The 11,086-nt window shown below is 72.6% G+C and carries 11 protein-coding genes; 4 read left to right on the top strand and 7 right to left on the bottom strand.

Translation table 11 applies throughout. The annotated features are described in order from the left end of the window. Positions 1 to 741: urease accessory protein UreD (locus tag ABT106_RS28185; protein ID WP_351282807.1), on the top strand; the 741-nt coding region annotated here is incomplete at its 5' end. A 182-nt stretch (positions 742 to 923) separates the two neighbouring features. After that, entirely contained in the window at positions 924 to 2,582 is a 1,659-nt protein-coding gene (locus tag ABT106_RS28180; RefSeq protein WP_351282804.1) for an alpha/beta hydrolase, read from the top strand. A gap of 76 nt (positions 2,583 to 2,658) precedes the next feature. Here ABT106_RS28180 and ABT106_RS28175 read toward each other — a convergent pair whose 3' ends face one another. From ABT106_RS28175 to ABT106_RS28150, 6 genes are all read right to left on the bottom strand, one after another. Next, the gene (locus ABT106_RS28175; RefSeq protein WP_267718950.1) at positions 2,659 to 3,369 is read right to left on the bottom strand and encodes a lysophospholipid acyltransferase family protein; all 711 of its coding nucleotides are present in this window, start codon (positions 3,367 to 3,369) and stop codon (positions 2,659 to 2,661) included. A 281-nt stretch (positions 3,370 to 3,650) separates the two neighbouring features. Then, positions 3,651 to 3,809: a hypothetical protein gene (locus ABT106_RS28170; RefSeq protein WP_167536860.1), complete on the bottom strand. Its 159-nt coding sequence runs from the start codon at positions 3,807 to 3,809 to the stop codon at positions 3,651 to 3,653. A gap of 32 nt (positions 3,810 to 3,841) precedes the next feature. Then, entirely contained in the window at positions 3,842 to 4,798 is a 957-nt protein-coding gene (locus tag ABT106_RS28165; RefSeq protein ID WP_351282800.1) for a cytochrome c oxidase assembly protein, read from the bottom strand. 89 nt (positions 4,799 to 4,887) lie between these two features. Further along, on the bottom strand, positions 4,888 to 5,916 hold the full coding sequence (locus ABT106_RS28160) for a 6-phosphofructokinase (RefSeq protein ID WP_267718952.1): 1,029 nt from the start codon (positions 5,914 to 5,916) through the stop codon (positions 4,888 to 4,890). A 203-nt stretch (positions 5,917 to 6,119) separates the two neighbouring features. Further along, complete coding sequence (locus tag ABT106_RS28155) at positions 6,120 to 6,848, bottom strand: type 1 glutamine amidotransferase (protein WP_267718953.1); 729 nt, start codon at positions 6,846 to 6,848, stop codon at positions 6,120 to 6,122. Between the two features lie 19 nt (positions 6,849 to 6,867). Then, positions 6,868 to 8,106, bottom strand: coding sequence for a Mur ligase family protein (locus tag ABT106_RS28150; protein ID WP_351282796.1), 1,239 nt, complete (start codon positions 8,104 to 8,106; stop codon positions 6,868 to 6,870). Positions 8,107 to 8,229: 123 nt separating this feature from the next. On the opposite strand from ABT106_RS28150, the gene def reads away from it, so the two are divergent. Next, on the top strand, positions 8,230 to 8,784 hold the full coding sequence (def, locus tag ABT106_RS28145) for a peptide deformylase (protein WP_351282793.1): 555 nt from the start codon (positions 8,230 to 8,232) through the stop codon (positions 8,782 to 8,784). A gap of 103 nt (positions 8,785 to 8,887) precedes the next feature. Here def and ABT106_RS28140 read toward each other — a convergent pair whose 3' ends face one another. Then, positions 8,888 to 9,532 carry a TetR/AcrR family transcriptional regulator gene (locus ABT106_RS28140; protein ID WP_351282790.1) on the bottom strand — a complete coding sequence of 215 codons (645 nt, stop codon included), beginning with the start codon at positions 9,530 to 9,532 and terminating at the stop codon, positions 8,888 to 8,890. Positions 9,533 to 9,746: 214 nt separating this feature from the next. Between ABT106_RS28140 and ABT106_RS28135 the strand changes: the two genes are divergently transcribed. Then, positions 9,747 to 10,976 (top strand): acyl-CoA dehydrogenase family protein, encoded by a 1,230-nt coding sequence (locus ABT106_RS28135; protein ID WP_351282787.1) that lies wholly within the window; start codon positions 9,747 to 9,749, stop codon positions 10,974 to 10,976. The last annotated feature ends 110 nt before the right edge of the window (positions 10,977 to 11,086 follow it).

Genomic DNA, 11,086 nt, shown 5'->3' with positions numbered 1-11,086 from the left:
GCCACCGCCCGGATCTGCGCGGCCGCCGACGGGCGGGGCGGCACCGCCCTGCCGCTGCTGGCCGGGGAGGGGCCGCTCGCCCTGCGCCGCACCCGGGCGACGGGCCCCGAGGCCGGGGTCGTGCTGGTCGGCGCGATGAGCGCCCCGCTGGGCGGCGACCACCTCACGGTCGAGGCCGTCGCCGGTCCCGGGGCCCACCTCGCCCTCGGGTCGGTGGCGGCGACCCTCGCACTGCCCGGCCGCGGCGGCGAGCCCGCGCGGTACGACGTACACCTCACCCTGGAGGAGGGGGCGTCGGTGCGGTGGCTGCCGGAGCCGCTGGTGTCCGTGCGCGGGAGCGACCTGCGCGTGCGCACCCGCGTCCGGCTGGCCCCCACGGCCCGGCTGCTGCTGCGCGAGGAACAGGTGCTGGGCCGCAGCGCAGAGGCGCCCGGGCTGCTGCGCAGCCGGCTCGGCGTGACCCGGGACGGCCGCCCGCTGCTCGACCAGGAGCTCGCCTGTGGACCGGGCGCGCCCGGCGGCTGGGACGGCCCGGCGGGCCTCGCGGGCCACCGAGCGCTCGGCCAGCTCCTCGTGGTGGACCCGGCGTTCGCCGCGGCCCCGCCGGCGGCCGCCGTGCTGGGGGAGTTCGCCGCGGTCACCCCGCTGGCCGGCCCGGCGGTCCTCGTGACGGCCCTCGCCCCGGACGCCCTGCGGCTGCGCGAACTGCTCGACGGGGCCCTCGCCACGTACGGCTGGTGAGACGCGGGCGAACCGGAATCCGCTCAGCGGTACACGGATCGCCGGTTATCGGGTTGGCAAAGAACCGGACCCCGCCCTGTCGCCGGGTCCCCGCCAGGGGACAGGATCGCCCTGCACGCCGACGACCGAACCCGACCGAATCCGGCCGCCACCGCGGCACTTGACGCAGGGGGAACAACGACGTGATACGCAACGCGGCGCTGGGGAGCGCCGCCACTCTGATCACCGGCACGCTGGCGGCGAGCCTGCTGCTCGCACCGACCGCGACGGCCGCCACCGCCGGCCGCGACAACGGGTCCGCGGAGGCGGCCGGCGTACGGATCGCCGCCGCCCGCGCCGCCCGTACCGGGGTCGACTGGAAGGACTGTCCCGCCGACTGGGGCTTGGAGAAGCCCATCCAGTGCGGCTGGGTCAAGGTCCCGCTCGACTACTCCAAGCCGTTCGGCAAGACCATCGACCTCGCCGTCGACCGGATCGGCAGCACCGGCACCCCGCAGGAGCGGCAGGGCGCGCTCGTCTACAACCCCGGCGGCCCCGGCGGTTCCGGCATGCGCTTCCCGCGCCGGGTCACCACCAAGAGCCCGCTGTGGACCAACACCTCCAAGGCGTACGACTTCGTGGGCTTCGACCCCCGCGGCGTCGGCCACTCGGCGCCCATCTCCTGCGTCGACCCCCAGGAGTTCGTCAAGGCCCCCAAGGCCGACCCGGTGCCCGGGGGCGAGGCCGACAAGCGCGCCCAGCGCAAGCTCGCCGCCGAGTACGCGGACGGCTGCAAGGAGCGCAGCGGCGAGATGCTGCCGCACATGACCACGCCGAACACCGCCCGCGACCTCGACGTGATCCGCGCAGCCCTCGGCGAGAGGAAGCTGAACTTCCTCGGCGTCTCCTACGGCACTTACATCGGCGGGGTCTACGCGACCCTCTTCCCCACCCACGTGCGCCGCATGGTCGTCGACAGCGTGGTCGACCCGGACCAGGACAACATCTGGTATGAGGCCAACCTCGGCCAGGACGTCGCCTTCCAGACCCGCTGGAACGACTGGCAGGACTGGGTCGCCAAGAACGACGCCGCCTTCCACATCGGCGGCACCCGCGCCGAGGTCGAGGCGAAGTACCAGGAGCTGCGCGCCACCGCCAAGGCGAACCCGCTCGGCGGGGTCGTCGGCCCGGCCGAGCTGACCGGCTTCTTCCAGAGCGCCCCGTACTACGACTCCTCCTGGGTGCCCGTGGCCCGGACCTGGGCCGCCTACCTCGCCGGCGACACCCAGGTCCTGATCGACGCGATCGCCCCGGACATGTCCGACACGGCGGGCAACGCCACCGCCGAGAACGGCAATGCCGTCTACACGGCCGTCGAGTGCGCCGACGCCAAGTGGCCGACCAGCTGGGCCAGGTGGGACCGGGACAACACCAGGCTGCACGAGAAGTACCCCTTCCTGACCTGGTCCAACGCGTGGATGAACCTGCCCTGCGCGACGTGGAGGTCCAAGCAGAGCACTCCGATCGAGGTCGGTGCCAAGCGCGGCCTCGCGCCGGTGCTGATCGTCCAGTCCGAGCGGGACGCGGCCACCCCGTACGCGGGCGCGGTCTCGCTGCACCGCCGCCTCGCCGGCTCGCGCCTGATCACCGAGCAGAACGCCGGCTCGCACGGCGTCACCAGCCTCGTGAACCCCTGCATCAACACCCGGGTCGACGCCTACCTGCTGACCGGCACGGTCGACGCCAAGGACGTCACGTGCGGCCCGCACGCGACACCGGTCGCCCCGGCGCCCGCCGCCGCGAAGTCCCCGGCGCAGGAATCCGGCTTCCCGGCCCGCGAGGAGCTCCCGGCCGTCCGCTAGTGCCGTGGCCGGAACGGTCCACCGGGTGGCTTTTCGCCACGGCCCGCCACCCGGTCCGGCCCGCAGGGGAGGAGGCTCAGCGCGACCGGCGCCGGGCCTTCTTCCGTTCCTCTTCCGCCTCGGCCTTGACGTCGCCCGCGTACCGGTCGACGTACTCCTGGCCGGACAGTTCGAGGATCGCGTACATGATCTCGTCGGTGACGGCGCGCAGAACGGCCCGCTCGGCCTCCAGTCCGGCGTACCGGGAGAAGTCCATCGGCGCGCCGAAGCGGATCGTGACCCGCCTGATCTTCGGGAGCTTCTGGCCGGGAGGCTGGATCTCGAAGGTGCCGACCATCGCGCACGGGACGACGGGCACCCCCGCGCCCAGTGCCATCGCGGCCACGCCCACCTTGCCCTTGTACAGCCGCCCGTCGTGGGAACGGGTGCCCTCCGGGTAGATGCCGAGCAGCTCGTCCTCGGCCAGTACGCCCAGCCCCTCGCGCAGCGCGGCCTGCCCGGCGTTCTTGCCGGAGCGGTCCACGGGGATCTGCCCGGCGCTGCGGAAGAAGGCGGCGGTGAGGCGGCCCTTGACCCCGGGGCCGGTGAAGTACTCGGCCTTCGCGAGGAAGGTGATGCGCCGCTTGAGGATCGCCGGCATCAGGAAGTGGTCGGAGAACGACAGGTGGTTGCCCGCGATGATCGCGGCCCCCTCCTCCGGGATGTTCTCCAGGCCCTCGATCCTCGGCCGGAACAGCAGCCGCAGCAGCGGACCGAGCAGCACGTGCTTGAGCAAGTGGTAGAACACCAGGCCGCTCCTGTCGCCGGCCGGGGCCGGGCATGCGGGAATCTCGGAAAAGATCCAGTCTAGGGGCCGTCCGACACCGCGTCACGGGGCGGGCACGGACCGTCGGCGGACCGGTCTTTCCGGAGCGCGCTCCCGATCCGCCACCGGCCCGCCGCGCGGGGTGGCCGGGGACGGTGGGCAGCGGGGGCGGGCAGCGGGGCGGCAGGAAGGATCCCACGGGGAACGGGGCGCCGGGTCCCACCGCGGGGGAACGTCGCGGGCGGCGGAGGGCCGCCGGGGAGTCAGGCGCCGCGGGACGCGGCCATCCCTGCGGTCAGCAGCCCCAGCACCACCCAGCCGAACCACAGCCAGCCGTTGCTGCCGAGGGCCACGGAATACGCGGCTACGGCCACCAGAGCGGCGAAGGTCGTGACGGCCATCGCCTTAACGGATCCGGTCATGCCCCATGGTGGCGCGCGAAGGCCGTCCCGCGCTACTGGCCACGCGCTTGCAACGAGGCGAGATACGCGTTGTACGCCACGAGCTCCTGGTCGCCGTCGCGGTCGGCGGCCCGGTCGGAGCGCTTCGCGGCCCGCTGCTCGGAGTGGTACCACTGGTAGACGAGCGCGATCAGGACCAGCACCGAGGGGATCTCGCTGAAGGCCCAGGCGATGCCGCCGCCCCACTGCTGGTCGAGGAGCGGGTCGATGCCGAGGGAGGCCGGCGGGTTCGCGTACGTCTTGATCATCGGCTCGCTCGCCATCATCAGGGCGATCCCGAAGAAGGCGTGGAAGGGCATGCCGGCGAAGAGCTCCAGCATCCGCATCACGTAGCCGGGCCGGTGCGGGCCCGGGTCGACGCCCATGATCGGCCAGAAGAAGACCAGGCCGACGGCGAGGAAGTGCAGCATCATCGCGATGTGCCCGGTCCGGCTCTCCATGAGGAAGTCGAAGAGCGGGGTGAAGTACAGGCCGTAGAGGCTGGCGATGAACATGGGGATGGTGAACGCCGGATGGGTGACCACCCGCATGTAGCGGCTGTGCAGCAGCATGAGCAGCAGCTCGCGCGGCCCCTTGCTGCCGCGGGGGGCGGGCGGCAGCGCGCGCAGCGCGAGGGTCATCGGGGCGCCGAGCAGCAGCAGGATCGGGGTGATCATGCTGATCACCATGTGCTGGACCATGTGCACGCTGAACATGACCATGCCGTAGTCGTTCAGCTTGGTGCACATCACCAGGATCACGGTCAGCACGCCGAGGGTGAACGCGACGGTCCGGCCCAGCGGCCACGAGTCCCCGCGCCGGCGCAGGCGCAGCACGCCCCACGCGTACAGGGCGAGCCCCAGCAGCGAGCCGAACAGGAAGAACGCGTCGAACGAGAACTCCAGCCCGCGCCCGAGAGTGAACGGCGGCAGGTCCATGTTCATGTCCATGCCGTGCCCGTTGTGGTCCATCTGTTCACTCCCTTGACTGTGGCGCCCCACCACAGTAGTGCCGCCCCCGTGCGCTCCTGCGCGCGGGGGCGGCGGTAACGGGCATACGGTCACAGAACCGTCTGGGCCTCGGCGTACCGCTCGGCCGGAACCGTCTTCAGGGTCGAGGTGGCCTCGGCCAGCGGCACCATCACGATGTCCGTGCCGCGCAGGGCGGTCAGCATGCCGAACTCGCCGCGGTGCGCGGCCTCCACGGCGTGCCAGCCGAAGCGGGTGGCCAGGACGCGGTCGTACGCGGTGGGCGTGCCGCCGCGCTGGACGTGGCCCAGGATCACCGGACGGGCCTCCTTGCCCAGCCGGTGTTCCAGCTCCACGGCGAGCCGGTTGCCGATGCCGGCGAACCGCTCGTGCCCGTAGATGTCGGTGCCGCCCTCCTCGAGGGCCATAGAGCCGCCCGGGGCGGGCTTGGCGCCCTCGGCGACCACGACGATGGCGAAGCGCTTGCCCGCGGAGAAGCGCTCGCCGACGATCGCGGTCAGCTCCTCGATGTCGAAGGGGCGCTCCGGCACGACGATCGCGTGCGCGCCGGCCGCCATGCCGGAGTGCAGGGCGATCCAACCGGTGTGGCGGCCCATGACCTCCACCACCATCACGCGCTGGTGGGACTCGGCGGTGGTCTTCAGCCGGTCCAGCGCCTCGGTGGCGACGCCGACCGCGGTGTCGAAGCCGAAGGTGACGTCGGTGGAGGGGATGTCGTTGTCGATGGTCTTGGGGACCCCGACGATCGGCAGGCCCGCCTCGGCGAGCAGGTGCGCCGCCTTCAGGGTGCCCTCGCCGCCGATCGGGATGATCGCGTCGAGGCCGAGGTCGGCGACGTGGCCGCGGGCCCGCTCCACGCCGTCGCGCAGGTGCGCGGGCTGGACCCGGGAGGAGCCGAGGATGGTGCCGCCGCGGGCGAGGATGCCGCCCACCGCGTCGAGGTCGAGCTTGCGGTAGTCCGCCTCCAGCAGACCCTTCCAGCCGTCGAGGAAGCCGATCACCTCGTCGCCGTGGTCGACGACGGCGCGGTGTACGACGGAGCGGATGACGGCATTCAGACCGGGGCAGTCGCCACCGGAGGTGAGCACACCTATGCGCATGGCAGGAAGAGACCTTTGCAACGTGGGCCGACGACCGGACCACGTCGTCCGGTGGGAACTAAACGTCACCCTACAAGCGGAAGCCGGGTTGGCTGAACCATCCTCCACATGCTGGTCCCGGCCGTGGTGCGAACGCACGTCGGCCCGGCTCCCACCTGGGGGAGCCGGGCCGACGGCGAGGTGCCGCAATGCCGCCGCGGGGGCTAGGCCGGCTGCGTGGCGGCCGAAATGCGCTCGGTGCGCAGCGCCTCGTACCAGCGGTCGTCGAGACCCGGCAGCGCGTTGACGTCGAGGGCCAGCTTCAGCAGCAGGTCCGCGACGAGCGGGTTGCGGGCCAGCACGGGGCCGTGCATGTAGGTGCCGAACACCGTGTCGTTGTACGCGCCCTCGGTACCGTCGCCGGTGCCGTTGCCGCGGCCCATGCTCAGCCGGGCGAACGGCCGCGCCGTGGGCCCGAGGTGCGTGACGCCCTGGTGGTTCTCGAAGCCCGTCAGCTGGGGCAGGCCCAGCCGCGGGTCGATGTCGGCGAGGACGTCGCCGACGCACCGCTCGCCCTCGCCGCGCACGCTCACCACGTCCAGCAGGCCGAGTCCCTCCTGGCGCTGGCCGACGTCGTTGACGAACTCCTTGCCGAGGATCTGGTACCCGGCGCAGACGGAGAAGACGATCGCCCCGTTGGAGACGGCCCGCTCCAGACCGCCGTCGCGCACCAGGCGCTCGGCGGCCAGCCGCTGCGGACGGTCCTCACCGCCGCCGATCAGGTAGATGTCGCCCGAGGTGGGGATCGGCTGGTCGCTGCGGACGTCCACGCGCTGCACGTCGAGGCCGCGCTGGCGCGCCCGGCGCTCCACCACGAGGGCGTTGCCCTGGTCTCCGTACGTGCTCAGCAGGTCGGGGTAGATCCACACCAGACGCAGGCTGTTGTCGCTCATGCTCGTGTCCTTATGGGTACTAGTTGCCGACGCGGCGGCGCACGTCTTGGAAGGCGGTGTAGTTGGCGATCAGCTCGATCTGACCGGGCGGAGCCAGCTGCACGGCCTCGTCGAGGGTCTCGCACACGCGGAAGTCCAGTCCCGCGACCTCCAGGCGGACCGCGAGGTCCAGCTTCCGGTCGCCGATCACGAAGATCGGGTGGCCGGCCAGGCGCGTGTAGTCCACGTCCCACAGCCAGGAGGTGTCGGTGCCGTCCGCGCCGCGGGCGTTCACCGAGAGGACCACCGGGGTCGGCGGCGGGTCGATCAGCGAGAACGTCTCCAGCCAGCCGGCCGGGTTCTTCGCCAGCAGCAGCCGCACCTCGCGGCCCAGGAAGTTCACCACGTCGTAGCGGCCGGCGACGGCCTGCACCTGGTACATCCGCTCCAGGGCGACCTGCGGCGGCACGCCGAAGACGGCGGCCACGGCGGCCGAGGTGGCGGCGTTCGCCTTGTTGGCGCGGCCGGGCAGCTGGAGGTGGATCGGCCAGGCCGAGCCGTGCGGGTCCAGGACGTGGTCGCCGGAGAGCACCCAGCTGGGCGTCGGACGGCGGAAGCCGCACTCGCCGCAGAACCAGTCGTCGCCCGGGCGCTGCATCACACCGCCGCAGGAGGGGCACGACCAGGCGTCGTCCTTCCACTCCTGGCCGGCCGCGACCCACACCACGTTCTGCGACGAGGACGCGGACCACACGATCAGCGGGTCGTCGCAGTTCGCGACGATGACGGCCTTGGAGCCCGACAGGCCCTCGCGCCACTTCTCCGCGAGCATGCGGGTCTCGGCGGCGCGGTCCAGCTGGTCGCGGGAGAGGTTGAGCAGGGCGATCACCTTGGGGGTGACGTCCCGGGCCACTCCGGCCAGGTACTTCTCGTCGACCTCGATGACGCCGTACTTGGCGTCCGAGCCGCCGGCGAGCGCCGAGGTGATGCCGGCCGGCATGTTCGCGCCCAGTGCGTTGGAGACGACCGGGCCGCTGGCCCGCAGGGCCTCCGCGATCAGCCGGGTCGTCGTGGTCTTGCCGTTCGTCGCGGAGACGAGGACGACGTCGAGATGTTGCGCGAGCGCTCCGAGGAGATCGGGGTCGAGCCTGAGCGCGACCTTGCCCCCGATCACCGATCCGCTTCCGCGTCCCGCGGCCCGCGACACCGCCGCCGCGGCCTTGCCCGCCGTCACGGCCAGCTTGGCCCGCGGCGAAAGCGGCTCCGTGTTGCCTGCCATCGTCCCTTGTCCTCCTTGCGTCGGTCGGCCCCAGCCTATCCAGTCCATGCCCGAGCCTTGACCGCGGCGCCCCCGGGACGCGGCGGATCTCCTCATATATTCGCCCGTCGTACCCTTACGGCCATGCGACAGCGCCCCATCCCCGGTACCACCGGACTCGTACGCACCATGAGCCTGCTGGGCGATCCGGTGCTCCACTCCGCCTGCGCGGAGGTCACCGCGTTCGGCCCCGTCCTCGACCGGCTGGTCGAGGACATGTTCGCCACGATGTACGCCGCCGAGGGGGTCGGCCTCGCCGCGAACCAGATCGGCGTCGGGCAGCGGGTGTTCGTGTACGACTGCCCCGACGACGAGGACGTGCGGCACGTCGGGCACGTCGTCAACCCCCGTCTGGTGGCGGCCGACGGGGAGGAGTTCACCGGCCCCGAGGGCTGTCTGTCGCTGCCCGGCCTGGAGGCGGGTACGGCCCGCTTCGACCGGGCGGTCGTCGAAGGGGTCACCACCGACGGGGCGCCGGTGCGGATCGAGGGAACCGGGTTCTTCGCCCGGTGCCTGCAGCACGAGTGCGATCACCTGGACGGCACGGTGTACGCGGACCGGGTCACGGGGCTGCGGGCCCGGCGCCTGCGGCGGGCCATCCGGAAGGCGCCCTGGGGCGCGGGGGCTTCGGAGGGCTGAGCCCGGCCGCGCCGGGAACCGGGCCGCGCCGGGAACCGGGCCGGGCCGCGCCGGCGCCCGGCCCGGACCCCGCGCCCTCACACGCCGCCGGGGGCGGCTCCGGTCAGAAGCCCGGCCCGTCCGCGCGGTTGCCCGCGGTCGCCAGGCGGCCCCACAGCAGGTCGGTGAGGCCCGCGACCAGTTCGGCGCGGTCGCACGGGCGCTCGCCGAGCCACCAGTCGCCGGCGGCGTGCATCATGCCGACGATGCCGTGTCCCCAGATCCGCGCGAGGCGTTCCCCGTCGGGGCCGAGGTCCACGCGCTCGCCGACGACCTGGGCCAGTTCCTCGCCCAGCCGGCGCAGCAGCGGAGCCGAGTGCAGGCCGACGTCGAAGCCGCGCTCGGCGGCCTGCGAGTCCTCGGCCGGGTGCATCAGGAACCGGTACACCTGGGGGCGGGCCTCGATGGCCGCGAGATAGGTGTCCAGGGTGGCCTCCACCCTGCGACGGCGCTCCGCCGGGGCGTCGAGCGCGGCCCGCAGCGAGTCGAGGAGGGCGTCGGTGTGGCGGACGGCGAGCGCCTGGTAGAGGCCGGCCTTGTCGCCGAAGTGGCGGTAGAGGATGGGCTTGGTGATGCCGGCCTCCGCCGCGATGGCGTTCATGGAGGCTTGGGGGCCGTCTCTGAGCACGACCCGGTCGGCGGCCTCGAGCAGCTCGCGCCGCCGCCGCTCGGCCGCCCCGGGCTCGCCTGCGTGCTGCGTGGTCTCCATGGTGTTTCTCTCCCCGCCCTTGCGATGTGCGTGACGCCCACGCAACGTAACACCCCGCACACCCCGTTGATCGACGCGGCGGCCGCCGCTGTCCTGGGCGGGAACCGGATCGGCTCTGCTTGACAGTGCTTACCAGCCGGTAACAGACTGTGGCGATCGTATGGGTTACCGCTAGTAACCCACGCCTGGGCGAGAACAGACAGCTGGAGGGGACATGGCGGAGTTCACCATGGAGCTCAACGACGACCAGATTCAGGTGCGCGACTGGATCCACGGCTTCGCGGCCGACGTGATCCGGCCGGCGGCCGCGGAGTGGGACGAGCGCGAAGAGACTCCCTGGCCCGTCATCCAGGAGGCCGCCAAGGTCGGCATCTACTCGGTGGACTTCTACGCCCAGCAGTTCTTCGACCCCACCGGCCTCGGCATCCCGATGGCGATGGAGGAGCTCTTCTGGGGCGACGCGGGCATCGCGCTGTCCATCGTCGGCACCGGGCTCGCCGCCATCGGCGTCGTCGCCAACGGCACCGAGGAGCAGATCGGCACCTGGATACCCCAGATGTACGGCGACGCGAACGACGTGAAGGTCGCCGCCTTCTGCTCCTCCGAGCCGGACGCCGGCTCCGACGTCGGCGCCATGCGCACCCGCGCCGTGTACGACCAGGCCAAGGACGAGTGGGTGCTCAACGGCACCAAGACCTGGGCGACCAACGGCGGCATCGCCAACGTGCACATCGTCGTCGCCGTCGTCGACGCGGAGCTCGGCACCAAGGGGCACGCCTCCTTCATCGTGCCGCCGAACACGCCCGGGCTGTCCCAGGGGCAGAAGTTCAAGAAGCACGGGATCCGCGCCTCGCACACCGCCGAGGTGGTCCTGGAGGACGTACGCGTGCCCGGCTCCTGCCTGCTCGGCGGCAAGGAGAAGCTGGACGAGCGCCTCGCGCGGGCCCGTGAGCGGGCGCGCAGCGGCGGCGGCGAGCGCGTGAAGAACGCGGCCATGGCCACCTTCGAAGCCTCCCGGCCCGCGGTCGGGGCCATGGCGGTGGGCACCGCGCGCGCGGCGTACGAGGTGGCCCTGGACTACGCCAAGACCCGTACGCAGTTCGGCCGTCCGATCATCGACAACCAGGGCGTGGCCTTCCAGCTCGCCGACATGCGGACCCGGATCGACGCGGCCCGGCTGCTGGTCTGGCGGGCCTCGTGGATGGCGGTCGCGGGCCGGCCCTTCACCTCGGCGGAGGGCTCGATGTCGAAGCTCTTCGCGAGCGAGACGGCCAAGAAGGTCACCGCCCAGGCCGTCCAGATCCTCGGCGGCAACGGCTTCACCCGGGAGTACCCGGTGGAGCGGATGCACCGCGACAGCGCGATCTACACCATCTTCGAGGGGACGAGCGAGATCCAGCGGCTGGTGATCGCCCGCACGATCTCGGACATGCCGATCCGCTAGCCGCGTCGTCCCGGGGGGGGTGGGGGGGCCCCGGCGGCCCCCCCCGCGCGCCCGGGCGGGCCGCCCCCACGGCGGGCTGGCTGCCGGGGGACCCGGTGGACGCGGCCGAC

Origin of the sequence: Streptomyces sp. NPDC002044, from assembly GCF_040296725.1 — a bacterium.
Taxonomy (GTDB): domain Bacteria; phylum Actinomycetota; class Actinomycetes; order Streptomycetales; family Streptomycetaceae; genus Streptomyces; species Streptomyces antarcticus.
Note: the sequence above shows the minus strand (reverse complement) of the source record. Positions and strands in the feature narration are given on the sequence as shown.